The 25065-nt window shown below is 70.4% G+C and carries 19 protein-coding genes; 12 read left to right on the top strand and 7 right to left on the bottom strand.

The features are described from left to right. The first annotated feature begins 122 nt into the window (after positions 1 to 122). Together QF035_RS08475 and QF035_RS08470 are read left to right on the top strand one after the other, a co-directional pair. The gene (locus tag QF035_RS08475; protein WP_307519346.1) at positions 123 to 1466 is read left to right on the top strand and encodes a wax ester/triacylglycerol synthase family O-acyltransferase; all 1344 of its coding nucleotides are present in this window, start codon (positions 123 to 125) and stop codon (positions 1464 to 1466) included. A 159-nt stretch (positions 1467 to 1625) separates the two neighbouring features. Beyond that, positions 1626 to 3122 carry an SDR family NAD(P)-dependent oxidoreductase gene (locus QF035_RS08470; protein ID WP_307519344.1) on the top strand — a complete coding sequence of 499 codons (1497 nt, stop codon included), beginning with the start codon at positions 1626 to 1628 and terminating at the stop codon, positions 3120 to 3122. Positions 3123 to 3165: 43 nt separating this feature from the next. Here QF035_RS08470 and QF035_RS08465 read toward each other — a convergent pair whose 3' ends face one another. The 4 genes from QF035_RS08465 to QF035_RS08450 all read right to left on the bottom strand — a co-directional run bounded on the left by QF035_RS08465 (position 3166) and on the right by QF035_RS08450 (position 6443). Then, positions 3166 to 3978 (bottom strand): SDR family oxidoreductase, encoded by an 813-nt coding sequence (locus tag QF035_RS08465; protein ID WP_307519343.1) that lies wholly within the window; start codon positions 3976 to 3978, stop codon positions 3166 to 3168. 78 nt (positions 3979 to 4056) lie between these two features. Further along, a complete protein-coding gene (locus tag QF035_RS08460; protein WP_307519341.1) occupies positions 4057 to 4512 on the bottom strand; it encodes an HD domain-containing protein in 456 nt (151 codons plus the stop codon). 213 nt (positions 4513 to 4725) lie between these two features. After that, positions 4726 to 5355, bottom strand: a complete 630-nt coding sequence (locus QF035_RS08455; RefSeq protein ID WP_307519340.1) for an MBL fold metallo-hydrolase — start codon at positions 5353 to 5355, stop codon at positions 4726 to 4728. Then, the gene (locus tag QF035_RS08450) at positions 5355 to 6443 is read right to left on the bottom strand and encodes an S-(hydroxymethyl)mycothiol dehydrogenase (RefSeq protein WP_307519338.1); all 1089 of its coding nucleotides are present in this window, start codon (positions 6441 to 6443) and stop codon (positions 5355 to 5357) included. The genes QF035_RS08455 and QF035_RS08450 overlap by 1 nt, the downstream gene beginning before the upstream one ends. Before the next feature lie 392 nt (positions 6444 to 6835). Between QF035_RS08450 and QF035_RS08445 the strand changes: the two genes are divergently transcribed. Next, complete coding sequence (locus QF035_RS08445; RefSeq protein WP_189839336.1) at positions 6836 to 7006, top strand: hypothetical protein; 171 nt, start codon at positions 6836 to 6838, stop codon at positions 7004 to 7006. A gap of 73 nt (positions 7007 to 7079) precedes the next feature. Next, a complete protein-coding gene (locus tag QF035_RS08440; RefSeq protein WP_307519336.1) occupies positions 7080 to 7562 on the top strand; it encodes a GNAT family N-acetyltransferase in 483 nt (160 codons plus the stop codon). Between the two features lie 165 nt (positions 7563 to 7727). Here QF035_RS08440 and QF035_RS08435 read toward each other — a convergent pair whose 3' ends face one another. After that, positions 7728 to 9131: an amidase gene (locus tag QF035_RS08435; RefSeq protein ID WP_307519335.1), complete on the bottom strand. Its 1404-nt coding sequence runs from the start codon at positions 9129 to 9131 to the stop codon at positions 7728 to 7730. A 265-nt stretch (positions 9132 to 9396) separates the two neighbouring features. Between QF035_RS08435 and QF035_RS08430 the strand changes: the two genes are divergently transcribed. Together QF035_RS08430 and QF035_RS08425 are read left to right on the top strand one after the other, a co-directional pair. Continuing rightward, positions 9397 to 11274 (top strand): family 20 glycosylhydrolase, encoded by a 1878-nt coding sequence (locus QF035_RS08430; RefSeq protein ID WP_307519333.1) that lies wholly within the window; start codon positions 9397 to 9399, stop codon positions 11272 to 11274. Positions 11275 to 11332: 58 nt separating this feature from the next. Further along, positions 11333 to 12913 (top strand): alpha-L-fucosidase, encoded by a 1581-nt coding sequence (locus QF035_RS08425; protein WP_307519332.1) that lies wholly within the window; start codon positions 11333 to 11335, stop codon positions 12911 to 12913. A gap of 118 nt (positions 12914 to 13031) precedes the next feature. On the opposite strand, the gene QF035_RS08420 is transcribed toward QF035_RS08425, so the two are convergent. Continuing rightward, positions 13032 to 14120: a LacI family DNA-binding transcriptional regulator gene (locus QF035_RS08420; protein ID WP_307519330.1), complete on the bottom strand. Its 1089-nt coding sequence runs from the start codon at positions 14118 to 14120 to the stop codon at positions 13032 to 13034. A 259-nt stretch (positions 14121 to 14379) separates the two neighbouring features. Here QF035_RS08420 and QF035_RS08415 point away from each other — a divergent pair, with 259 nt between their 5' ends. The 6 genes from QF035_RS08415 (at position 14380) to QF035_RS08390 (ending at position 24044) form a co-directional block, all read left to right on the top strand. Next, the gene (locus QF035_RS08415; RefSeq protein ID WP_307530973.1) at positions 14380 to 15663 is read left to right on the top strand and encodes an ABC transporter substrate-binding protein; all 1284 of its coding nucleotides are present in this window, start codon (positions 14380 to 14382) and stop codon (positions 15661 to 15663) included. 5 nt (positions 15664 to 15668) lie between these two features. Further along, entirely contained in the window at positions 15669 to 16610 is a 942-nt protein-coding gene (locus tag QF035_RS08410; RefSeq protein WP_307519328.1) for a carbohydrate ABC transporter permease, read from the top strand. After that, positions 16607 to 17518 carry a carbohydrate ABC transporter permease gene (locus QF035_RS08405; RefSeq protein WP_373466617.1) on the top strand — a complete coding sequence of 304 codons (912 nt, stop codon included), beginning with the start codon at positions 16607 to 16609 and terminating at the stop codon, positions 17516 to 17518. Before QF035_RS08410 ends, QF035_RS08405 begins: the two co-directional genes overlap by 4 nt. 141 nt (positions 17519 to 17659) lie before the next feature. Continuing rightward, the gene (locus QF035_RS08400) at positions 17660 to 18886 is read left to right on the top strand and encodes a glycoside hydrolase 5 family protein (protein WP_373466934.1); all 1227 of its coding nucleotides are present in this window, start codon (positions 17660 to 17662) and stop codon (positions 18884 to 18886) included. 36 nt (positions 18887 to 18922) lie between these two features. Next, complete coding sequence (locus QF035_RS08395) at positions 18923 to 20938, top strand: endo-beta-N-acetylglucosaminidase (protein ID WP_307519326.1); 2016 nt, start codon at positions 18923 to 18925, stop codon at positions 20936 to 20938. Between the two features lie 88 nt (positions 20939 to 21026). After that, positions 21027 to 24044 (top strand): alpha-mannosidase, encoded by a 3018-nt coding sequence (locus QF035_RS08390; RefSeq protein ID WP_307519325.1) that lies wholly within the window; start codon positions 21027 to 21029, stop codon positions 24042 to 24044. Positions 24045 to 24213: 169 nt separating this feature from the next. On the opposite strand, the gene QF035_RS08385 is transcribed toward QF035_RS08390, so the two are convergent. Next, a complete protein-coding gene (locus QF035_RS08385; protein ID WP_307519324.1) occupies positions 24214 to 24936 on the bottom strand; it encodes a FadR/GntR family transcriptional regulator in 723 nt (240 codons plus the stop codon). Positions 24937 to 25065 lie beyond the last annotated feature (129 nt).

The following is a 25065-nucleotide window of genomic DNA, read 5'->3' as shown; positions in this document are numbered from 1 at the left end:
ACCGCCACCGGTGGCGGGACTTAATCTGCTGTTAACTGAGCGTAGCTTGATCGTACTTGACCGTAATCGCCTGCCCGGGATTGACTGCTTGCTCACCCGTCGTCGACGCGAGAGCCAAGCCCTTGACCTCTGACCTTCTCGCACCTCTCGACCTGGCGTTCTGGAACATCGAGTCCGCGGAGCACCCGATGCACCTCGGGGCCCTCGGCATCTTCGCGGCCAACTCGCCCGCCGCGGCCGCGCACGCGGCCGACCTCCTCGCGGCCCGCGCGGCCGGCGTCCCCGGGCTGCGGATGCGGATCCGCGACATCTGGCAGCCGTTCGACCTGCGGCAGCCGCTGGCCTTCGCCTTCGGCGGCGCGACCCGCGAACCCACTACCGACTTCGAACCCTTCGACCACATCCGGCTGCACGCACCCGTCGCGGACTTCCACGCCGCCGCGGGCGCGATCATGCAACGCCCCCTGGAGCGCGGAAGGCCCCCGTGGGAAGCCCATGTGGTGCCCGGCGTGGACGGCACCTCGTTCGCCGTGCTCTTCAAGTTCCACCACGCCCTGGCCGACGGACTGCGGGCACTGACGCTCGCCGCGGCGCTCATGGACCCCATGGACATGCCGACGCCCCGCCCCCGCCCCAAGCAGGCCTCGCGCGGCTTACTCCCCGACGTGCGCAAGCTGCCAGGACTCGTCCGCGGCACGCTCTCCGACGTGGGCAGGGCCCTCGACATCGGCGCCTCCGTCGCCCGCGCCACCTGGGGCGTACGCTCCTCCGCCGCCCTGGTCTCCGAGCCGACCGGCACCCGCCGCGTCGCGGGCGTCAACGTGGACCTCGACGAGATCCACAAGATCCGCAAGAGCGCGGGCGGCACCGTCAACGACGTACTGATCGCCGTCGTCGCCGGCGCCCTGCGCCGCTGGCTGGACGAGCGCGGCGACGGCAGCGAGGGCGTGGCGCCCCGCGCCCTCATCCCCGTCTCACGGCGCCGGCCGCGCACCGCCCACCCACAGGGCAACCGGCTCTCCGGCTACTTGATAAGGCTTCCCGTCGACGATCCGGACCCGCTCGGACGGCTCTCCACGGTCCGAACGGCCATGAACCGCAACAAGGACGCCGGTCCCAACCGTGGCGCGGGCGCCGTCGCACTGCTCGCCGACCATGTGCCGGCGCTCGGTCACCGGCTCGGCGGGCCCGTCGTCGGCCAGGCCGCCCGGCTGCTCTTCGACATCCTGGTCACCAGCGTGCCGCTGCCCAGCCTCGGCATGAAGCTCGGCGGCTGCCCGCTCGCCGAGGTCTATCCGCTCGCGCCGCTGGCCCGCGGCCAGTCCCTCGCGGTCGCGGTCTCCACCTTCCGCGGACGGGTCCACTACGGTCTCGTCGCCGACGCGGAGGCCGTGCCGGACCTCGACAGGTTCGCCAAGTCGCTCACCGCCGAGGTGGAGGAACTGCTCGCCGCCTGCCTGCCCTGAGGCGCCGCTTCCGGGTCCCGTGGACCGCCCGCCACGGGCCCCGGAAGAGACCGGTGATCATCTCGGGTTTGGTGCCTTTGCCCTGGGCTCCGTAAAATTCCGCCTTCGAAAGCGAGCGCGGTTCGAGCGCGGCGCGGAACCCTAGGAACGGCAACGGCGATGACGGTGACAGAGGACAGCCAGGCGGCCCCCGCCGTGGACACGGCAGAGGCTCCGGAGGGCTCGTACGGTCCCGGTATCGACCCGGAGCGGCTGGCCGTCTGCCTCAGCGTGCTCGACGAACTCGAGAAGATCGAGGTCGACCACCCCGACGCCGTCGCCGTGCGCCGCGCCACCGCGGGCGTCTACCGCACGGTCAAGCAGCGCCGCCGCCAGGAGCGCCGGGCCGCCAAGACCGCCCACGACAAGGCGGTCACCGAGTCCACGGCCACCGGCTCCGCCCAGCGCATCGACGACGAGACCGAGGGCATCCTGCCCTCGTCGGTGACGGACGAGGGCCAGATCGCGGGGATACTCCAGCGCCCCCGCTCCTGCTACATCTGCAAGGCGCGGTACGTCGAGGTCGACTACTTCTACCACCAGCTCTGCCAGAACTGCGCCGCCGAGAACCGCACCCGCCGCGACGCCCGCGCCGACCTCACCGGCAAGCGGGCACTGCTCACCGGCGGCCGCGCCAAGATCGGCATGTACATCGCCCTCCGGCTGCTCCGCGACGGCGCGCACACCACGATCACCACGCGCTTCCCGAACGACGCCATCCGCCGCTTCAAGGCCATGCCCGACAGCGACGAGTGGATCGGCCGCCTGAAGATCGTCGGCATCGACCTGCGTGACCCCGCCCAGGTCGTCGCCCTCGCCGACTCGGTCGCCGCCGAGGGCCCGCTCGACATCCTGATCAACAACGCCGCCCAGACCGTACGCCGCTCCCCGGGGGCCTACAGCGAGCTGCTCGCCGCCGAGTCGGGACCGCTGCCCGCCGGTGAACTGCCGCCCGCCGAGGTGATCGGCACCTTCGGCTCCGGAGCGGTGTCCGCGCTTCCGGTGGCCGGGGGCGGCGCGCTGACCGCCGAGGACGTCACCGGCCTGGCTCTCGTCTCCGGCTCGGCGTCCCTGGAGCGGATCGCCGCCGGTACGGCCATCGACGCGGGCGGTCTCGTGCCCGACCTGCACGACACCAACAGCTGGATCCAGGCCGTCGAGGAGGTCACGCCGGTCGAGCTCCTGGAGGTCCAGCTCTGCAACTCCACCGCGCCGTTCATCCTCATCAGCCGGCTGCGCGCGGCGATGTCGGCCGCCGGGGCCGACCGCACGTACATCGTGAACGTCTCCGCCATGGAGGGCGTCTTCAACCGTGGCTACAAGGGTGCGGGCCACCCGCACACCAACATGGCCAAGGCCGCGCTCAACATGCTCACGCGCACCAGTGCCCAGGAGATGTTCGAGAAGGACCGCATCCTGATGACCGCCGTCGACACCGGGTGGATCACCGACGAGCGGCCGCATCCGGACAAGATGCGGCTCGCGGACGCGGGCTTTCACGCGCCGCTCGATCTGATCGACGGGGCGGCTCGGGTGTACGACCCGATCGTGCGGGGGGAACAGGGCGAGGATCTGTTCGGGGTCTTCTTGAAGGACTACGCGCCCGGTAAGTGGTGAGTCTGCGGGTGTGTGGGGGCTGGTCGCGCAGTTCCCCGCGCCCCTATCGGGGCGAGGCCCCTGGGACCCGAGCCCGCAGCTGTTCGTGGACGGTGTACGGCGTGGTCGTCGCTGCCGCGCGCACCCTCGTGCCGCCGTCCACCAGCAGGTCCGTCCCTGTGATCCACTCCGCCGCGTCCGAGGCCAGCCAGACCACCGCGCGGGCGATGTCCTCCGGTTCGCCGATGCGGCCCAGGGGGAGTGCGGCGGCGAGTTCGTTCTCGGCCTGTTCCCATACGAAGCGGGCCATCTCGGTACGGATGAGGCCGGGGGAGACGGAGTTGACCCGGACCCTGGGGGCCAGTTCGCCCGCGAGTTGCCGGGTGAGGTGGAGGAGGGCTGCCTTGCTTGTGGAGTAAGCGCCCACGTTCGGGCCCACGTGTGTCGCGCCCTCCGTGCAGATGTTGATCACTGAGCCGCCGTGGTCGGCCATCCAGGCCCGCCACGCGTACTGGACGAGCCGCAGCGGTGCCTCGACGTTGACCGTGAACGCCTCGCGCCAGAGGTCCGGGTCGGCGTCCATGAGCGGGCCGTAGGGCTGGTTGGTCGCCGCGTTGTTCACCACGATGTCGATACGGCCGAACTCGTCCATCGCCAGCTCGGTCAGCTCCCGCAGATGCGCCGGATCGGCCACGGTGCCTGCCAGCCCCACGGCACCCAGCTTCGTGGCGGCCCGGCGCACGTCCTCGGCGTCCCGACCCGTGACACACACCCGTGCCCCCGCGGCCACGAGCCCCTCGGCGACGGCCAGCCCGATCCCGCGCGAGGCCCCGGTGACGACGGCGACCCTGCCCTGAAGTCCGTACGGCGACATCATCCGCGTACGGTCTCATGACGGGCCGTCAGTCAACAGGCCTCGGTCCGACCGTGCTTGAGCGGCGGGTGTGTGTGACCGTCAGCCGACGGTCCTGGGGCGTGCGTGACGTGCCGCGACCAGCTCCAGCACCGTGCGCCAGTCCTCCAGGACCCCTGCGTCGAGGCCGGACGCCCACGAGGCTTCGTCCGCCTGCCGCAGGACCTGGACGTCCTCCATGACCGGGTCGTCCTCCCACCCGCCCCGGTGGAGGCGGACGAGACGGGAGACGCGCTCGCCGAGCAGCGGGCGAACCGTGTCGGCCGCGTGGTCCGCGTGCGCCGCGACATCACCGGGCCGCAACAACTGTCCGATGACATGCACCAGGCCCGCCACCTGGAGTTCCTTGTCGGCGGGGCGACTTCGACGCAGCAGCGCCGCGGTCTGCAGCGCGTGGTCGTGGAGATCGGCCGGAGCGCCGCCGTGGCCGGCGGAGTTCCGGAAACCTCGGCAGGCGTGCAGCAGATCCATCAGCTCTTCGACACTGCGCAGCTCCATGCGCCAGTCCTCCCTGCGGGCGAGAAAGGCCGTTGCCACGCGTCAGCAGATCATGGCCAGCTTTCGATCGAACCAACGGGAACTGAACTGCGAGCCGTGGAATGCCCGGGACGCCCCGCCCCGCTCCACCCCGCCCGCACCGCTCCACCCCACACCGCCTGCCCCGGGCCACGGTTCCCGGGGCGGGCAGTGCTGTCTCCCGGCGGCCTCGGCTCAGTGCCCGCGGTCGATCCACTCCTGAAGGTTCGGGGCCTCGGCACCGACCGTCGTCGAGTCGCCGTGGCCCGTACGGACCACCGTCTCCGGGGGCAGGGCGAGCAGCCGCCCCCGGATCGATTCGACGATCGTCGGGAAGTGGGAGAACGACCGGCCCGTCGCGCCCGGGCCGCCCTGGAACAGGGTGTCCCCGGTGAAGACCGTGCCCAGCTCCGGGGCGTACAGGCACACGGCGCCCGGCGCGTGTCCCGGTGTGTGCAGGACGGTCAGCTCCACGCCCGCGACGGAGAGCTGCTCCCCGTCGGTGAGCTCGCCGTCCGGCAGGCGGTCCGGGTGGGTCTGCTTCCACAGGGGGAGGTCGTCCGGGTGGAGCAGGACCGGAGCGCCGGTGCGGGCCGCGAGGGCGGGCGCCGCGTCGATGTGGTCGTTGTGGGCGTGGGTGCAGACGATGGCCCGCAGCGTGCGGTCGCCGAGCGCCTCGGCGATGGCGTCGGCGTCGTGCGCCGCGTCGATCACCACCGCCTCGGAGTCGTCCCCCACGATCCAGACGTTGTTGTCGACGTCCCAGGTGCCGCCGTCCAGGCTGAACGTGCCCGACGTGACCAGATGCTCGATCCGGGCCGCCATCACAGCATCACCACCGAGCGCAGGACGTCGCCCTGGTGCATGCGGTCGAAGGCCTGCTCCACCGCGTCCAGTTCGATCGTCTCCGTCACGAAGGCCGCCAGGTCGAGGCGCCCCTGCTGGTGGAGGTCGATCAGCATCGGGAAGTCGCGCGAGGGAAGGCAGTCGCCGTACCAGGACGACTTGAGGGCGCCGCCGCGGCCGAAGACGTCCAGCAGGGGCAGCTCCAGCTTCATCTCCGGCGTCGGCACACCGACCAGGACCACCGTGCCCGCGAGATCCCGGGCGTAGAACGCCTGCTTGTACGTCTCGGGGCGGCCGACCGCCTCGATGACGACGTCGGCACCGAAGCCGCCGGTCAGCTCGCGGATCGCCTCGACCGGGTCCGTCTCCTTGGAGTTGACCGTGTGGGTGGCGCCCATCGTGCGGGCCTTCTCCAGCTTCCGGTCGTCGATGTCGACGGCGATGATCCGCGCGGCGCCGGCGAGGTTCGCACCGGCGATCGCCGCGTCCCCGACGCCGCCGCAGCCGATGACGGCCACCGAGTCTCCACGGCCCACGCTGCCGGTGTTGATGGCGGCGCCGATGCCGGCCATCACACCGCAGCCGAGGAGGCCCGCGACCGCGGGGGACACGGACGGGTCGACCTTGGTGCACTGGCCGGCCGCGACCAGGGTCTTCTCGGCGAAGGCGCCGATGCCCAGGGCGGGGGAGAGCTCCGTGCCGTCCTCCAGGGTCATCTTCTTCTTGGCGTTGTGCGTGTTGAAGCAGTACCAGGGGCGGCCGCGCAGACAGGCACGGCACTGGCCGCACACCGCACGCCAGTTGAGGACCACGAAGTCACCGGGCGCCACGTCGGTGACGCCCTCGCCGACCGTCTCCACCACACCGGCCGCCTCGTGGCCGAGAAGGAAGGGGTAGTCGTCGCTGATGCCGCCCTGCTTGTAGTGCAGGTCGGTGTGACAGACCCCGCAGGCCTGCACCTTCACGACGGCCTCGCCGGGACCCGGGTCCGGGATCAGAATCGTCCGGATCTCCACCGGTTCGTTCTTACCGGGGGCGATGACACCGCGTACCTGCTGGGCGGCCATGTCGGGCTCCTTCGCGTGGACAATGGGGCGTTGATCATGTTGGCACAGGGCCGGTCGAGTGGATCCGAGCCTGTGGACAACCGAGTGAAACACGCCCGACCGGGGCCTGAACGGACCCTGAAAGACTTCAGACGGTTACACCTTGTTTTCAGCCCCATCGAGCGGACGCCCGCTCATTTGGTTACCCTGTACGGGACGGACAGCTTATTTGGGTCCCACCCACACCCACGGTCCGTCCCGGGACAAGCCGGTCACCACGGCCTGCTCTCATACGAGTTGACCGGCGCCACCGCGTCCGAACGGCCTCTACTCAGACCCGAGCGGGCGTCAGGCGACCGGTAGCAGAGTGGTCCTGCACGCCCCGAGGGTGACCGACACATAAGGAGTGCGCGGTGACACCGGAGAAGACGAATCTCGATCAGGGTCCCAAGGAACGTACGGAGCACGCAGGCCGGGCGGAGAAGCTCGGCAGTCTGGACGTCTGGGCCAGGTCCGCACCCATCCGCCTGGCGGGCTACGAGGACGACCTCGCCGAGCCTCACATCCTGCCCAGCGTGGACTGACCGCCGAGGTCCACGGCAGGACTGCAGGACCCGCACGATCGCTGATCGGCATGGGCGTGCCAGACTCACGTCCATGCTGATCAGAGAAGCCGCGGCCAGTGACTGGCCGCGGATCTGGCCTTTCTGGCACCGCATCGTCGCCGCCGCCGAGACCTACGCCTGGGACCCGGACACGTCCGAAGAGGACGCCCGCGCCCTGTGGATGGCCCCGGGCAAGCGCGTGTACGTCGCCGAGGACGCCACCGGAGCCGTGGTCGGCTCCGCCTACGTCACGCCCAACTACGGCGGCCCCGCCGACCGCATCGCCAACGCCGGCTTCATGGTCGACCCGGACCACTCGGGCCGGGGCATCGGCCGGGCCCTGGCCAATCACGTCCTGGAAACGGCCAAGGCCGACCGCTACCGGGCGATGGTCTTCAACGCCGTCGTCGAAACCAACCCCGCCGTCAACCTCTGGCTCTCCCTGGGCTTCACCATCGTGGGCACGATCCCGGACGCCTACGCCCACCCGACCAAGGGCAGAGTGGGCTTGCACGTGATGCACCGGGCCCTCTGACGGCTCAGGGGACGTGATCCCGGGGCCGGGGATCCTCCGGCCTTCGGGTGCGTCTGCCGTCTTTCGGGGTCGCAGGCAGCGCCTTTCTCGCAAGGGCCACGGGCAACCCCATCTTTCAGGGGAGCGGGGAACTGCGCGACCAGCCCCCACGCGCCCGCAGCCGACCTACAACCCTTCCCCCGAACCCCCCAGCGGAGCCGTCCGCGTCCAAGGCCGCAACTCCTCCAACTGCCCCGCCAACTCCAACAACACCGCCTCACTCCCGGGCCGCCCCACCAGCTGGACAGCACCCGGCATCCCCGACGCCAGTGTCCCGAACGGCACAGCCATGGCCGGCCACCCCGTCAGATTCCACGGCGGCGTCAACGGCGAATAGTTCGTGTTGACCAACACATTCCGCAGCCACCCCCGCCGATGCCACTCCGCAGCGGCGGGCCCCCGCCGAGCAAGCGCGGGCGTGAGCAGCACCTCGTGCTCCGCGAAGAACGGCTCGAACCGCTCCCGCAACTGCTCCCGCCGCACCCCACCCCGCACCGACCCCACAAACCGCCGCCCCAGGGCAGCGTGCACCCGAGTCCGCCGAGCCAGCCGCCGCGGATCGAGCCCCTCCGCGTCCACCGCCGTCCCCGCGGTCCAGTGCGCGAGCGAGGTCGTCCCCAGCCACACGGGATACGGCGGATCCGCCCGCCGAACCCGATGCCCCGCTCCCGCCAGCAACTCGCCCGCCGCACGGGCCGCGTCGGCGTAGGGCCGGCTGACGGTAACCCCCATCAGAGGACTCCGCACGGAGACGGCGACCGTCCGGGTGACGGGATCCCCGGCCCGTACGACGCCGGTCGCGGCCTCGGCCCCCGTCGTGCTTTCCGTCCCGGTCTCCGTCCCGGCCAGGACCGAGAACATCAGCCGCGCGTCCTCGACCGTCGTCGCCAGTGGCCCGTTCTCGGACATCCCGAACCAGTCACCGTGGCCGATGCCCGCCGGGACGACACCGTGACCCGGCTTCAGCCCGACCAGGCCACAGTTGGCGGCGGGTATGCGCAGTGACCCCATGCCGTCGTTGCCGAGCGCGATGGGCACCATGCCGGCGGCGACCGCGGCGGCGCTGCCGCCGGACGAGCCGCCCGCAGTGCGCGTGGTGTCCCACGGATTGCGGGCCGTGCCGTGCACGCCCTCCGTGGTGCCGAAGACGCAGAGTTCCGGGCAGTTCGTCAGCCCCACCACGACCGCGCCCGCCGCGCGCAGCCGCGCCACGGTGACATGGTCCTCGTCGGCCGGAGTGTCCGGGCTCGCGGCGGTGCCGTTGCGGGTGGACTCGCCGCGTACCGCCAGATTGTCCTTGACCGCCACCGGCACGCCCGCGAGGGGCAGTTCGGCCAGGTCGGCGCGGGCCGCCACCTCGTCCGCCTCGGCGAGCGCCGCCGTCGCGCGCAGGGTGCGGAAGGCACCCACGCGGGCGTCGAGCAGCTCGATCCGGGCGAGGTGCTCGGCCACGACCTCGCGCGGCGTGACCCGCTTCTCGCGTACGGCGGCGGCGATCTCGGCGGCGGTCCGGCCGGCCCAGCTGGTCACGGTGGCTCCTCGGGGGCGTGTGATTACCGGTGAGTACGAGTGAGTTACGAGGAGCACTGTGCCCCGGCGCGGGGCATTCCGTCGAGAGTCACCGCGCTTGGACATTCGCTCCGGTCCTCTTGGACTTTTCGCGCCGAGGTTGTCGCACTGTTCGCGCGGAGTGGCAGGTCATCCGACCACTGGGTCAACTTGGCTGACTTCAGACCCCATTGACAGGCCCTGAAGCCAGCCCAATTATCACACCTCCGATGATTGGGAGGTGCCCGTGCGTACGGATGCCAGGAGTACGTATCCAAGACGGTCCCGGCTGGTCGGCGTCGTGGCGGCACTGCTGCTGCTCGCGGCCCCGGTCCCGGCGGCCCAGGCGGCCGGAGGGGTTGAGAAGGCGGTCCCGGCGACCCCGGTCACCGTTCCCGCGCTGTCCGACTGGGCGCCGGAATCAGGACAGTACGTCTACGGCCGCGGCACGCGTCTCGTGGCGGACGGCAAGGCCGAGCGCCGCGTCGCCGACACCCTCGCCGACGACCTGCGCGCGGCGGGCCACGGGAGCGTCCCCGTCGTAGGCGGGGAAGCACGGACGGGGGACATCGTTGTCGACGTCGCGCCGGCCAGGGCAGCGCTCGGCAAGGAGGGGTACGAACTCCGCGCGGGCAAACGCCTGTCGGTGACGGGCGCCACCGAGACCGGCGTCTTCTACGGCACCCGGACCATCCTCCAACTCCTGGCCCAGGGCGACCGGTTGCCCGCCGGACGCACGGTCGACGTGCCGCAGTACGAGGAGCGCGGCGTCGGCGTCTGCGCCTGCTACATCCACATCACCACGGCCTGGCTCGAGAACCTCGTACGCGACATGGCGTACAACAAGCTCAACCAGCTGCTGCTCGAACTGAAGGTGAAGAGCGACGCGCACCCCGAGGCCAACACCTGGGGCTACTACACCAAGGACGAGATACGACGCCTCGTCGCCCTCGGCGAGAAGTACCACGTCACGATCATTCCGGAGATCAACTCCCCAGGGCACATGGACCCGTGGATCGAGAACCGCCCGGATCTCCAGCTCACCGACTCCGACGGCAACAAGCAGCCGTCCCGGCTCGACATCACGCGCCCCGAGGCCTTCGCCTACTACACGAGCCTGATGGACGAGTACGCGGAGGTCTTCAAGGCCGGCTCGTGGCACATGGGCGCCGACGAGTACATGCTCGGCTCGGACTTCGCCAAGTACCCGCAGGTCCTGGAGTACGCCAGGGCGAAGTACGGCGCGAACGCCACGCCCCAGGACGCGTTCATCGACTTCGTCAACCGTGTCCACGCCTACGCGGCGGGCAAGGGCAAGAAACTGCGCATCTGGAACGACGGTCTCACCGGCGCCAACACCGTGCCCGTCACGGCCGGGACGACGGTCGAGCACTGGCTGAACGTGGCGACGAAGCCCAGCCAACTCCGGGACCAGGGCTACCCGTTGATGAACGCGGCCTACGCTCTCTATCTCGTGCGCGGCGGCTTCCACTCGGACACCAAGGGGCTGTACGACCAGAGTTGGGACCCGCGCAGCTTCGAGGGCGAGAAGCTCGCCTCACGCGCGGGCATCACCGGGGCGAAGATCAGCCTCTGGCCCGACAACGGGCGCGGCGAGACCGAGAACGAGGTCGCGGTCGACACGGATCCGGCACTGCGGCACGTCGCGCAGGCCACGTGGGGCAGCCCTCACCCGGACGCCACCTACGCGCAGTTCACCGCTCGCGCGGCGGCCGTGGACCACGCGCCCGGATGGCGGGACCTCACCCGCGTGCCGGTCGCGGACGGGACGTACACCTTCCGCGCGGGGAGCGCGACCATGATGGCCGAGGTGAAGCGCACCCCGGACGGTTACGTGACCTTGAAGACCGCGAACGGCTGTCTCGAAGTACGCGGCGGCAAGCTCACCCTCAATGTGCCGCTCCAGCCCGGTGTCGAGGTGTCCCGGGGGACCTGCGACCCCGCGAACACCCTGCAGCGCTGGCAGTTGGCGCCCGCGCAGGACGGCTACCGGCTCGTCAACGCGATCACCCAGATGGCAGTGCACGTGACCGACGACGGTCGCCTCGTGCAGTACCCGCCGGACCAACAGCCGCCTGCCGTATGGCAGTTGACCGCCGGATGACCCGTAGAGCCGTAGCTCGTACCCCCGTTGACCCGCTGACCTGAGGAGTCCGACCCGCATGGCAGTCTCCAGACGTCTCTTCGTCACGGCCGCCGCCTCGCTCGTGGCGTCGAGCGGTACGTCCCTGGCCCTCGCGCCTTCCGCATCCGCCTCCACGGCTTCCGCTTCCGCCTCGGCCTCCGCCTCGGCCGAAGAGCCGTGGTACCGAATCCCCGTCAGCCCCGACGACACCCCGGAGGAACTGGTCCGCAAGGCCTCCCAAGTCCGGCCCACGCAACGGCAGATCGCCTGGCAGGCCCTCGAACGCACCGCCTTCCTGCACTTCGGCGTGAACACCTTCACCGGCCTCGAATGGGGCACCGGGGACGAGGACCCCGACGTCTTCCAGCCGGTCGGCCTCGACACCGACCAGTGGGCCCGAGCCCTGCGCGACGGCGGCTTCAAGCTGGCCATCCTCACCGTCAAGCACCACGACGGCTTCGTGCTCTACCAGTCCCGGTACACCAACCACTCGGTGGCGTCGAGCAGTTGGCAGGGCGGACAGGGCGACGTCCTGCGCTCGTTCGCCGACTCGATGCGGCGCCACGGCCTCAAGGTCGGCGTCTACATCTCACCGGCCGACGAGAACCAGTACCTGCACGGCGTGTACGCCAACGGCAGCGCCCGCTCCGAGCGCACCATCCCCACCCGCGTCCCGGGGGACGACCGCCCGGACGGGCCCACCTTCACGCTCCCGGCCACCGACTACGGCGCCCATATGCTCGACCAGCTCTACGAGGTCCTCACCGAGTACGGGCCCGTCGACGAGGTCTGGTTCGACGGTGCCCAGGGCCGCATCCCCCCGGACAAGGTCGAGAAGTACGACTGGGACAGCTGGTACACGCTGATCCGGACGCTCGTGCCGGACGCCACGGTCGCCGTGTCGGGACCCGACGTGCGCTGGGTCGGCAACGAGGGCGGGTTCGCCCGCGAGAACGAGTGGAGTGTCGTCCCCGTCCAGGAGAAGGACAACGGGCGCATGGACTTCGCGCTCTCGTACGAAGCGCCCGACATGGGAGGCCGGGACGCCCTGGTCGCCGCCCAGCCCGTGGCCGACTACCTGCAGTGGTGGCCGGCCGAGGCCGACGTCTCCATCAGGGACGGCTGGTTCTACCACGCCGACCAACAGCCCAAGTCCGTGCAGCAGTTGACGGACATCTACTTCGGCTCGGTGGGCCGCAACTCGGTACTCCTGCTCAACATCCCGCCGGACAAGCAAGGCCTCCTCCCGGCCGCCGACGTCACCCGCCTACGGGAGTTCCGCGAACGAATCGACCGCGAACTGCCGGAGGACCTGGCCCACGGCGCCCGGGTCACCACGTCCCCGGGCACAATCACGGTCGACCTCGGCCGAGCCCGCGAGGTGAACCGCATCCGCCTCGCCGAGGACATCCGGCACGGGCAACAGGTGGAGGGCTTCGTGGTCGAGACCCAGTCCGGCGGCGCCTGGACGCGAGTCGCCGAAGCGGGCACACTCGGCGCGAGCCGCATCCTGCTCCTGCCGACCCCCGTACGGGCAAGGCACTGGCGGGTACGAGTAACCCAGTCACGCCGACCACCGGTCCTGGCCCAGTTCGCCCTATACCGCTCGCGAATCTGATTCCCACAGGTGAGGGCGCGCTCGTTCAGCAGGGCGCGCCCTTTCAGGGGCGCGGGGAACTGCGCGACCAGCCCCCACTGTCCCGCAGACGAAACACCACCGCCCCCAACCTTGCCGCTCAAGCCCCGCAGGGCCCCGTACTCTCCCGAGAGATCAACCGCGGCACAGGCACCCGCACCGCCCGCGCAGGCCCCCCGTCCAGCAGTGACGTCAACTCCTTCGCGGCGGTGCGCCCGAACTCCACCGTGTCGCGGGACAGCGCCGACAGCCACGGCTTGACCATGCGGCACAGCGCCGAGTCCTCCCAGGCGACGACCGAGACGTCGCCCGGCACCGAGAAGCCCAGCTCCGTCGCCGCGGCGACTCCGGCGACGGCCATCACGTCGTTGTCGTAGATCAGCGCGGTCGGCCGCGAACCGCCCTCCACAATGCCGCCCGCCAGAACCTCGCCCTCAAGAACCCCGCCTTGCAGGACCCGGCGCGTGACGGCGGCCCCCTCCGCGTCCGAGTAGTCCGTGGTCACCGAGCGCACCTCCGCGAGCCCGCGCCGATCGGCCTCGGCGCGCAGCGTACGGATGCGGCGCTCGGTGTGCGCGAGGCCCGGCAGGCCCGCGATGTGCACGATCCGGCGGTGCCCCAGCGCGGACAGCTCGTCCACGACGGCGGCCATCGCGCCCGCGTCGTCCGCCCAGACGGTGGACAGACCCGGGTGCCGCGCGTCCGGCGCCCCGCCGATGACCACCGCGGGCAGTCCCAGCTCGTCCAGCAGGTCCGGGCGTGCGTCGTCCGTCCGCGGGTCGACGACCAGCACCCCGTCCACGCGGTGCTCCGCCCACCAGCGCCGGTACACCGCGCACTCGTCGTCGACGTCCTCGACCACCTGGAAGAGCAGGCCGAGATGACGCTCCGCCAGGACCTCCTGGATGCCGGAGATGAGCTGCAGGAAGAACGAGTCCACGCCCAGGGTGTCCGCGGGCCTGGCCAGGACGAGGCCGACCGTCGCCGCGCCCTCGCCGGACAGTTGGCGCGCCGCCGTGCTGGGCCGCCAGCCCAGTTGCTCGGCGACCCGGCGCACCCGGTCCCGGGTGATCTCGGAGACCCCCGGCCGGTCGTTGAGCGCGAAGGAGACCGCGCTCTCGGAGACCCCGGCACGCTGCGCGATGTCCTTCATCGTCGGCCGGCGCGCGGGAGACCGCTTGGCTGGCAACCTTGCTCCCCATTTCATGAAGCCCTGCTCAATGAAGCCCTGCTCAATGGAGCTCCGCACTAATGCGCTTGAGTCAGGTCACTCTAAAGCGCATTAGTGATCGGTTGCAAGAGGCGACCCGCAAGCTCATGACCTGGTCTTATCTCCAGCTAATGAATTTAGCAAGGTGGAATCCATTGACTTCCCCACCGCGATGGATGCAAGGTCTGCCCGTCACCTCCGACCCACTCCGTCGCAAAGGAGCCCAGTCACCGTGCGCATGCCTCGCAGAGCACTCGCCGCCGCTGTCGTCGCCCTAGCCCTGCCGCTCAGCGCCTGCGGCTCGGGAGGTGACGAGGGCGGTTCCACGGACGCCTCCGGCAAGGTCGAGGGCGACATCACCTTCCAGACCTGGAACCTGAGGGCCAACTTCAAGCCGTACTTCGAGGGCCTGATCGCCGACTTCGAGAAGAAGTACCCCGGCACGAAGGTGAAGTGGGTCGACCAACCCGCCGAGGGTTACGCCGACAAGATCAGCGCGGACGCGGCCGGCGGCACCCTGCCCGACGTCGTGAACGTCTCGCCGGACCTGGTCGCCCCGCTCGCCAAGGCGGGCCTCGCGCTCGACCTCGACAAGTCCGCCGCGAAGTACAAGAAGGAGTACCTGCCGGGCGCCTGGGCGAGCCACGAGATACCGGGCATGGAGGGCACGTACGCCTTCCCCTGGTATCTGAACACCGGCCCGCTCTTCTACAACAAGTCGCTGTTCAAGGAGGCCGGCCTGGACGCCTCGAAGCCTCCGAAGACGTACGACGAACTGTTCGACGACGCACTGGAGCTGGCGGACAAGAGCGACGGCAAGGTCGCCACCCTCGCGAACGTGCCCACCATCGAGGACTTCGGCCGCTACGGCGTCGAGCTGATGAACAAGGAGGGCACCGCCTTCGCGTTCAACGACGCCAAGGGGGTGGAACTCCTCACCAAGTACAAGGAGTTGTACGACGCCAAGGCGCTCGACTCGCAGGCGCTGACCGCGACCCCCGAGTCGTCCGGCAAGAAGTTCCTGACCGGGGCCGTCGCCATGAACCCGGGCAGCGCCCTGGACCTCGGCAACTTCAAGAAGCAGGCGCCGAACCTCTACAAGAACATCGGCATCACCGACCAGATCACCAGCACCGGCAAGGTCAACATGTACGTGATGGGTGTGATGGTCAACGCCCAGACCAAGCGGACCCCCGCCGCGGTCGCCTTCGCGCACTACGTCACCGACGCGCAGAACCAGATGTCGTTCGCCAAGAAGGTCGCGATCTTCCCGAGCACCGCCGGTTCGCTGGACGACCCGTACTTCACGAAGGAGGACGGCACGGACGAGACCCGCGTCCGGATCGCCGCCGCCAAGTCCCTGAAGAACGCGGTCAACTACACGCCGGTTCTGTTCAGCGAGCAGATGAAGACCGAGCTGCGGAACTCCGTCGCCAAGGCGCTGCAGGGCAAGGTGAGCCCCGAGGAAGCGCTCGACAACGCTGTCAAGGCGTGCGACCGGCTGCTCCAGCAGCAGGGTTGACCGACATGGCGAGTTCTTCCAGTACCGCTTCCTCCGGCACCGCCGCTCCCCGTGCCGCTTCTTCCGGGGCCGTACGGGTGCGGCGCCAACTGCCCACCAGTCCCTGGCTGTTCGCCGCCCCGGGGCTGCTGGTCGTCGGCATCTTCATCCTGTACCCCTTCGTCTCGACGCTGGTCAACGCCTTCACCGACCGCCGGACCCTTATCCCCGGCGAGTTCGTGGGCCTGGCCAACTTCCGGGAGCTGCTGCACGACGAGATGTTCTGGATCGGCCTGCGCAACAGCACGCTGTACGTCCTCGGGGTGGTCCCCGCGCTCGTCCTGCTGCCCCTGCTGCTCGCGCTCCTGGTCCAGAAGAACATCCCCGGCATCGCCTTCTTCCGGTCGGCCTTCTACACCCCGGTCGTCGCGTCCATCGTCGTGGTGGGACTCATCTGGGTGTGGCTGCTCGACGAACGCGGCCTGGTGAACTCGCTGTTGGAGACGATCGGCGTCGGCAGGATCGGCTTCCTCAGCGACCAGTGGCTGCTCCTGCTGAGCGCCATGGCCGTCACGGTCTGGAAGGGGCTCGGCTACTACATGATCATTTATCTGGCCGCGCTCGCCAACGTGCCGCGCGAGCTGCACGAGGCCGCGTCGGTGGACGGCGCGGGCGCGATCCGCCGCTTCCTCACGGTCACCGTGCCCGCCGTCCGCTCCACCATGGTGCTGGTCGGCGCGCTCTCCTCGGTCGCCGCCTTCAAGGTGTTCTCCGAGGTCTACCTGATGGCCGGCCCGGACGGCGGGCCCGCGGGCGAGGACACCACGCTCGTGATGCTCGTGCAGCGCACCGGCACCGGCCTGACCGGCCGGGTCGGCTATGCCTCCGCCATCTCGGTCGTCGTCTTCGTCGTCACCGTCGCGCTGATGCTGCTCGTGCTGCGCGCCGACCGGAAGGAGGACGCGTGAGCATCGCCGAGAAGGTGCGCGAGGAACCGGCCGCCGTGGAGGCGGCGCCCCGCCGCAAGCGCGTCACCGACGAGCACGGCCGAAGCGTCCGGGTGTGGGAACTCGCCCTGCGCTACCTGCTGTTGATCGCCGTCCTCGCGCTCACCGTCGGGCCGTTCGTGTGGCAGCTGTCCACCTCGCTGAAGGGCCCGACCGAGGACATCTTCAGCTCGCCGCCCAAGTTCCTGCCGAGCGAACCGACCCTGCACAACTACGAGCGGGTCGCCGAGACCATCCCCGTATGGGACTACGCGTTCAACTCGCTGAAGGTCGCCACCGCCAACGTCGTGACGAACTGCGTCGGTTCGGCACTCGCGGGTTACGCGCTCGCCCGACTGCGCTACCGCGGACGCAAGGTGACCACGCTCGTGTTCATCCTCGCGATGCTGGTGCCCGTGGAGGGCATCATCATCGCCCAGTTCACGACGATGCGTGAGCTCGGTCTGAACAACACCCTCATCGGGGTCGTCCTGCCCGGCTGCATCGGCGCGATGAACGTCCTGCTGATGCGCAACGCCTTCCTCAACCTCCCCTACGAGATCGAGGAGGCGGCCTACGTGGACGGGGCGAACGTCTGGCAGCGGTTCCTGCGGATCGCCCTGCCCTCGGTGAAGGGCACCCTCGCCGTCGTCGCGATCTTCGCCTTCATGGGCGCCTGGGACGACTTCCTGTGGCCGCTCATCGTGCTCAGCGACCCGGACAAGTTCACCCTGACCATCGGCCTCAACTATCTGCACGGCACCTTCGCCAACGACGAACGGCTCGTCGCCGCGGGCACGATCATCGCAGTGGCACCGCTGATCGCCCTCTTCGCCTGCCTCCAGCGGTACTTCTTCCGCGGGGTCGGCGAGGGCGCGGTCAAGGGCTGAGCCCCCCCGGCAACCACCGGCTCGCCCGCCCACACCACGGGCTCAGCCGTCCACACCGACCCCGGGCTGAGCCGCCCGCAAGTCCCCCACACCCCCACGTACGCACCCCAGAACCAGGACTCCTGCATGCCGCCTTCTGTCGTGCGCTTCGGCGTCAACTACACCCCGAGTGAAGGGTGGTTCCACCACTGGCTGGACTTCGACCTCGACTCCGTACGGGCCGACCTCGACTCCATCGCCGCACTCGGCCTGGACCACATCCGGGTCTTCCCGATCTGGCCCTACTTCCAGCCGAACCGTTCGCTGATCCGTCCGCGGGCCGTCGAGCAGCTCGTCGACCTCGCGGACGCGGCCGCCGAGCGCGGACTCGACGTCAACGTCGACGGTCTGCAAGGGCACTTGTCCAGCTTCGACTTCCTGCCCTCGTGGACGCAGACCTGGCACCGGCGCAGTCTCTTCACCGACCCCGAGGTGGTCGAGGGGCAGGCGGAGTACCTGCGGACCCTCGCGGCGGCGCTCGCGGACCGGCCCAACTTCATCGGTATGACGGTCGGCAACGAGGTCAACCAGTTCTCGGCGGGCCCCCATCCGGACCCCGACCGCGCGGAGCCGGCCCAGATCGACGCCTGGCTGGAGCGGATGCTCACCGCCTGCGAGAAGGGCGCGCCGGGCAAGCTGCATCTGCACGCGGAGTACGACGCGGCCTGGTACCAGGACGACATGCCGTTCACCCCGGCCCAGGCCGCCCGGCGCGGCGCGGTGACCGCCGTGCACTCGTGGGTCTTCAACGGCACGGCCCAGCGGCACGGACGTACCGGAGTCGCGACCGAACACCACGCCGCCTATCTGATCGAGCTGTCCAAGGCCTGGGCCGACGACCCGTCCCGCCCGGTCTGGCTCCAGGAGGTCGGCGCCCCGGCACCGCTGGTCCCCGCCGAACACGCCGCCGCCTTCACCGAGGCGACCGTCGCGAACGCGCTCGACTGCACCGATCTGTGGGGCATCACCTGGTGGTGCTCCCACGACGTGTCCCGCGACCTCGCCGACTTCCCCGAACTCGAATACGGGCTGGGCCTGTTGACCAACGACCGCCGCCCCAAGGACAGTGCACGGGCGCTCGCGCGCATGGCCGGCTCGGCGCGCGAGCACACGTACGCCCCCAAGACCCGCACCACCGCGCTCGTAGTCCCCGACAGCCCCGCCGACCGCTCGCTCTGCGCGCCCGGCGGACCCGTCTTCGAGGCGTTCTTCCGGCTCACCGCCGACGGCGCCCGCCCTGCCACCGTGCTCGCCTCACGCGCGGACGACGAGGAACACCTCGCCGCCCGCGGCATCACCGAAATCGTCACTCCCGATCAGGTTCCGTAGTCCCCCACAAGAACTCCCACAAGGAGGCACTTGCTCGTGAACCCCACCAGACGCACCGTCCTGCTCGCCGCCGGCACCGGAGCCGCGGCAGCCCTGCTCCCGGCCGCACCCGCCACCGCCGGGCCGAAGGCCGCCGCGGCACTCCAGCCGTACGCGTCCTACTGGTACCCGGACTCGTTCCCCTCGGGCTCCCCGGGCGCGGGCATCACCTGGCGCAGCCTGAAGGCCTGGCGCGCCGCCGACGACACCGACCTGGCGTTCAACGCGGCGTCCGTGCCGCTCGCCGACCGCTTCACCCCGACACCGGCGAACACGACGGCCCGCTCGGGCCAGGCCCGTATCCAGTCCCTGGTCTCCTTCGGCCCGACCGCGAGCAACCCCTCGCAGGGCGCGGCCAACGCCGACTACTACGCCCTCACCCACTGGTCGTACGTCGACGAGCTGGTCTTCTGGGGCGGCTCCTCCGGCGAGGGCCTGATCCTGGCCCCGAACGCGCCGATCGTGGACGCCGCCCACCGGCACGGCGTGCCCGTCCTCGGCAACATCTTCCTGCCGCCCGTCGCGTACGGCGGACAGCTGCAGTGGACCCGGGACCTGGTGCAGAAGGACGCGGCCGGGCACTATCCGCTCGCCGCCCAGCTCGTCGCGGTCGCCGAGGCGTACGGGTTCGACGGCTGGTTCGTCAACGCCGAGACCAGCGGCGGGAACGCCGCCCTCGCCACCGACATGCTCGGCTTCCTCACCGAGCTGAAGACGCTCAGCGCGGCGAAGGGGCTGCGCGTCACCTGGTACGACTCCATGACCGTGAGCGGCTCGGTGAGCTGGCAGGGCGCGCTCAACAACCAGAACAGGGTGTTCTTCCAGGCCGCCGACTCCATGTTCGTCGACTTCCGCTGGTCGTCGAGCAGCCTTGCCTCCTCGGGCACGACGGCCCAGCAACTCGGCCGCAGCCGCTACGAGTTGTGGGCGGGTGTCGATGTGGAGGCCAACGGCTGGAACCGCTCCGTGAACTGGGACGCCATGGTGCCCAGCGGCTCGGCGCACGTCGTCTCGGTGGGCTTCTACCGGCCCGAGTGGACCCGCAACCACCTGCCCGCCGGGCGCACCCCGGGCGACTTCCACGCCGCCGACGACCGCTTCTGGACCGGACGCTCGCTCGATCCGGCGAAGCCCGACGCCACCGACACCTGGCGGGCCCCCGCCGTGTCCGTCGCCGACCGCTCGACGGTGACCTCGGTCCCCTTCGCGAGCACCTTCAACACCGGGCACGGACTGCGCTGGTACGAGGACGGCCAGGTCACCTCGACCGCCGCCTGGAACCACCTCGGCCTCCAGGACCGGCTGCCGTCCCGGCGCTGGGTCGTGCGCACGACGGGCGCGCGCCCCGCCGTCACCTTCGACTTCGCCGACGCCTGGAGCGGGGGCAGCAGCGTCCTGGTCACCGGCGCCCTCGACGCGCCCGCCACCCTCGACCTGTACGCGACCAGGCTCCCGATCGGCGAGGACACGGTCGTCGAACTGACCCACCGCCTCGACTCGGGGAGTGCGACGGTCGAGCTGGCCGTCGCCACCGCCGAACCGTCGGGCGCGGGCCAGCCGTACGCGTACACGTACTTCCCGGTCACCGTAGGCAGCGGCTGGGGGACCTCGACCGTACGGCTGACCGGTCTGCCGGCCGGCGGCACTGTGCACGGCCTCGGGGTCCGGCTCACCGGGTCCGGCGGCGCCGTGAAGTGGCGGCTCGGCGGAATAGCCGTACGGAACCAGGCCGCCCAGAGCCCGTCCGTCCCGGCCGACCTGAGCATCACCGGCGCCTCGGGAGGCGACCTGCGCTTCGCGTGGCGGGCCGTCCCCGGTGACGTACGCCACTACACGCTGCACCGGGTCCTGCCCGACGGCACCCGGCGCTTCCTCGGCGGCACCGCCCAGCGGGCCTTCTTCGTCGGCGGATTGACACCCGAGGGCGGTGAGTCCACGGCGAGGTTCGAACTGCGGGCCGTGGGGGAGCTTTACACCGCGTCGGCCCCCGCTACCGTCACACACACCTGGTGACCGCCGACCAGGTGGTCACCATCGAAAGCCGGTGTTGACCACCGACACCGAGCAGCAACCCGCACAACGGAGTTACGGAGCACCTCACATGCATGACGACCGCAGCCTGGTCGAAGCCCGCCTCAAGCGTGTGCTCGACGAGCGCATACGACCCGCCGTGTACCCCGAGTCGGTACCACTGGAAGTGGCGGTGTGGCACGCGCCCGGCGAGCCCGTGCCGGTCGACGAAGGGCTGTCCGCCCCGGTCGAACCGATCGAGGCGGGCGCGCGGTGGGGTGCTCCGTGGGGCACGAGCTGGTTCCGGGTGACCGGGACCGTGCCCCAGGAGTGGGCCGGCAGGACCGTCGAGGCGATCCTCGACCTCGGCTTCGACGAGAACATGCCGGGCTTCCAGTGCGAGGGCCTCGTCTACCGGCCCGACGGCACACCGGTGAAGGGCCTGAACCCGCGCAACCAGTGGGTGCGGATCGGCGCCCCCGTCGAGGGTGGCGAGGAGGTGCGGCTGCACGTCGAGGCCGCGTCCAACCCCGTCATCCTCGACTACCACCCCTTCCGGCCCACGCAGTTGGGCGACAAGGAGACGGCCGGCAGCGAACCGCAGTACAAGCTGGAGCGCATGGACCTCGCCGTCCTCGACGAGACGGTGTGGCAGCTGGTCATCGACCTGGAGGTGCTCGGCGAGCTGATGGCCGAGCTGCCGGTGGAGTCCGCCCGCCGCTGGGACATCCTCCGGGCCGTGGAGAAGTCCCTCGACGCCGTCGACCTGCAGAACGTGGGCGGCACGGCGGCCGCGGCCCGCACGCACCTCGAAGGGGTGCTGTCCGCGCCCGCCGTCCCCTCCGCCCACCGCATCAGCGCGGTCGGCCACGCCCACATCGACTCGGCATGGCTGTGGCCGCTGCGCGAGACCGTACGCAAGGTCGCCAGGACCACCTCCAACATGACCGCCCTGATCGAGGACGAGCCGGACTTCGTCTTCGCCATGTCGCAGGCCCAGCAGTGGGCCTGGGTGAAGGAGCACCGGCCCGAGGTGTGGGCGAAGGTGAAGAAGGCCGTCGCCGACGGGCGGTTCGTGCCGGCCGGCGGAATGTGGGTCGAGTCGGACACCAATATGCCGGGCTCGGAGGCGATGGCCCGTCAGTTCGTGCACGGTAAACGGTTCTTCCTCGACGAGTTCGGCGTCGAGAACGAGGAGGCGTGGCTACCCGACACCTTCGGCTTCGCCGCCGGACTGCCGCAGATCATCAAGGCGGCGGGCTCCAAGTGGCTGCTCACACAGAAGATCTCGTGGTCCCAGACCAACAAGTTCCCGCACCACACCTTCCAGTGGGAGGGCATCGACGGCACGCGGATCTTCACGCACTTCCCGCCCGTGGACACGTACAACTGCTCCATGAAGGGCAGCGAGATCGCCCACGCGGCGAAGAACTTCAAGGACAAGGGCGCCGCCCGGCACTCCCTCGCGCCGACCGGCTGGGGCGACGGCGGTGGTGGCACGACCCGCGAGATGGTCGCCAAGGCGGCCCGGCTCCGGGACCTCGAAGGCTCGGCCACCGTGGTCTGGGAGACCCCGGAGAAGTTCTTCGAGAAGGCGGAGGCCGAGTACCCCAACGCCCCTGTCTGGGTGGGCGAGTTGTACCTGGAGCTGCACCGCGCCACGCTCACCAGCCAGGCCAGGACCAAGCAGGGCAACCGACGCAGCGAGCACCTTCTGCGCGAGGCCGAGCTGTGGGCGGCGACCGCGGCCGTCCGGACCAAGTTCACCTACCCGTACGAGGAGTTGGACCGCCTCTGGAAGACGGTGCTGCTCCACCAGTTCCACGACATCCTGCCCGGCTCGTCCATCGCCTGGGTGCACCGCGAGGCCCGTAGGACGTACGAGGCCGTTGCCGAGGAGCTGAACGGCATCATCGACTCCGCCCAGCGCGCGCTGGCCGGTGACGGCACGACCGCGCTCGCCTTCAACTCGGCGCCGCACATCCGCGACGGGGTGCCCGCCGGCGGAGCGCGGACCCCGGCCGTCGGCGGCGAGTGCACACTCGTGCCGCGCACGGACGGCGGCTATGTGATCGACAACGGACGGCTGCGGATCGAGATCGACGAGCGCGGCCTCGTGGTCTCCGCGTTCGACCTCGCCGCGGACCGCGAGACCCTCGCGCCCGGCAAGGCGGCCAACCTGCTCCAGATCCACCCCGACTTCCCCAACATGTGGGACGCCTGGGACGTCGACGAGTTCTACCGGAACACGGTCACCGACCTGGTCGACGCCGACGAGGTCGCCCCCGGTGACGACGGCGTCTCGGTCCGGATCGTACGGACCTTCGGGGCGTCGAAGGTCACTCAGGTGCTGTCGCTCGCGCCGGGGGAGTGGCGGCTCGACATCGACACCGAGGTCGACTGGCACGAGACGGAGAAGTTCCTGAAGCTGGCCTTCCCGCTCGACGTGCACGCCGAGCGGTATGCGTCCGAGACGCAGTTCGGGCACTTCTTCCGGCCGACGCACACCAACACGTCCTGGGAGTCCGCCAAGTTCGAGGCCTGCAACCACCGGTTCGTCCACATGGAGGAGCCCGGCTGGGGTGTCGCGGTCGTCAACGACTCCACGTACGGCCATGACGTGACGCGTGCGGTGCGCGACGACGGTGGTACGACCACCACGGTCCGCGTCTCTCTGCTGCGCGCCCCGCGCTTCCCCGACCCCGAGACCGACCAGGGCGTCCACCGCTTCCGGCACGCACTGGTACCCGGTGCCGCGATCGGCGACGCGGTGCGCGAGGGCTGGCGGATCAACCTGCCCGAGCGGAAGGTCGTGGGCGGGGCCTCGGAGGTCGCGCCCCTGGTGGCCGTTGCCCAGGACGCGGTCGTGGTCACCGCGGTGAAGCTCGCCGACGACGGCAGCGGCGACGTGATCGTCCGCTTCCACGAGTCCCGCGGCGGCCGCAGCCGGGCCACCCTCACGGCGGGCTTCGAGGTCGAGACGGTCACGGTCACGGACCTCCTGGAACGGCCCCTGGCCGACGCAGTCGCCCCGGAGCGGGACGGCAGCCGGCTCACCCTGAAACTCCGCCCGTTCGAGCTGGTGACGCTGAGGCTGAAGAGGGCCTGAGGTTCCTTTTGGGCTGCGGGTGCGCTGTGGTTGCTCGTGCAGTTCCCCGCGCCCCTAAAGGCGAAAGACAGGGGCGCAGCCCCGTCTTTCAGGGGCGCGGGGAACTGCGCGACAAGCCCCCACCGGCCCGCAGATGCCCCCGACCCGACTTCGGACCCGGTTCCAGCCCTCAAGGCTGGAGCTGGGTCCGAAGCCATTGCTCAACCTCACCCACATGCGCCGCCGCAGCGGCCCGCGCGGCCTCAGGATCGCGGGCGACCAGCGCACGATGGATAGCCGCATGCTCCCGCCGCGTGCGCTCGAACGCCCCCTCCTCCTGATAACCGCGCCAGACCCGGGCGCGAAACGTGCGCGAGGAGAGCCCCTCCAGGATGGCCGCCATCGTGTCGTTGCCCGCGGCGACCCCGATGGCGCGGTGGAACGCCAGGTCGTGGGAGAGGATCTCCTCCGGGTCGTCCGTCGCGTTCATGGCCGTCAAGTGCTTCTCGACCTCGGCCAGTTGGTCGGCGGTGATCCGTGCGGCCGCGAGCGCCGTCGCCGTCGACTCCAGGATGCGCCGCACCTCGAGGAGTTCGACCAGCCCCGGCCCCCGGGAGAGGTCCGCGACCACGCCGAAGGTCTCCAGCAGGTCCCCGGCCTCCAACTGCGTGACGTAGATCCCGGACCCGTGCCGGGCCTCCAGGACGCCCAGGACCGTGAGGGCCCGGATCGCCTCGCGCATCGAGCTGCGCGAGATGCCCAGCTGTGACGCCAGATCCCGCTCGGTGGGCAGCCGCGCGCCCGGCTCCAGACGGCCCTCGCCGATCATCGCCTTGATCTGGTCGATGGCGCGCTGCGTCACGGTCCCCTTCTGCGGGGCCGTCGTCGTCCCCTGGGGCAGGCTCTCGTCCACGCCATGTCCTCCTGTTGCCGGGTGCGCCGCAGTCTAACCACTCAGGTGGTCGGACCACTACGTATGAAAACCAGGGAAAAATGCGGTCCAGGGGTGTTGTCAGGGGGAAGTGGTCTGATAAATATGCGT

The sequence above is a fragment of the Streptomyces umbrinus genome (assembly GCF_030817415.1).
In the GTDB taxonomy this organism is placed as follows: Bacteria; Actinomycetota; Actinomycetes; order Streptomycetales; family Streptomycetaceae; genus Streptomyces; species Streptomyces umbrinus_A.
This window is presented reverse-complemented; position numbering and strand designations above follow the sequence as displayed.

Coding starts and splice junctions, on each gene's coding strand:
- QF035_RS08455 (WP_307519340.1), bottom strand. CDS start 5,355: ATGGCGGCCCGGATCGAGCATCTGGTCACGTCGGGCACGTTCAGCCTG.
- QF035_RS08460 (WP_307519341.1), bottom strand. CDS start 4,512: ATGGAGCTGCGCAGTGTCGAAGAGCTGATGGATCTGCTGCACGCCTGC.
- QF035_RS08465 (WP_307519343.1), bottom strand. CDS start 3,978: ATGATGTCGCCGTACGGACTTCAGGGCAGGGTCGCCGTCGTCACCGGG.
- QF035_RS08440 (WP_307519336.1), top strand. CDS start 7,080: ATGCTGATCAGAGAAGCCGCGGCCAGTGACTGGCCGCGGATCTGGCCT.
- QF035_RS08450 (WP_307519338.1), bottom strand. CDS start 6,443: ATGGCCGCCCAGCAGGTACGCGGTGTCATCGCCCCCGGTAAGAACGAA.
- QF035_RS08390 (WP_307519325.1), top strand. CDS start 21,027: ATGCATGACGACCGCAGCCTGGTCGAAGCCCGCCTCAAGCGTGTGCTC.
- QF035_RS08415 (WP_307530973.1), top strand. CDS start 14,380: ATGCCTCGCAGAGCACTCGCCGCCGCTGTCGTCGCCCTAGCCCTGCCG.
- QF035_RS08410 (WP_307519328.1), top strand. CDS start 15,669: ATGGCGAGTTCTTCCAGTACCGCTTCCTCCGGCACCGCCGCTCCCCGT.
- QF035_RS08425 (WP_307519332.1), top strand. CDS start 11,333: ATGGCAGTCTCCAGACGTCTCTTCGTCACGGCCGCCGCCTCGCTCGTG.
- QF035_RS08470 (WP_307519344.1), top strand. CDS start 1,626: ATGACGGTGACAGAGGACAGCCAGGCGGCCCCCGCCGTGGACACGGCA.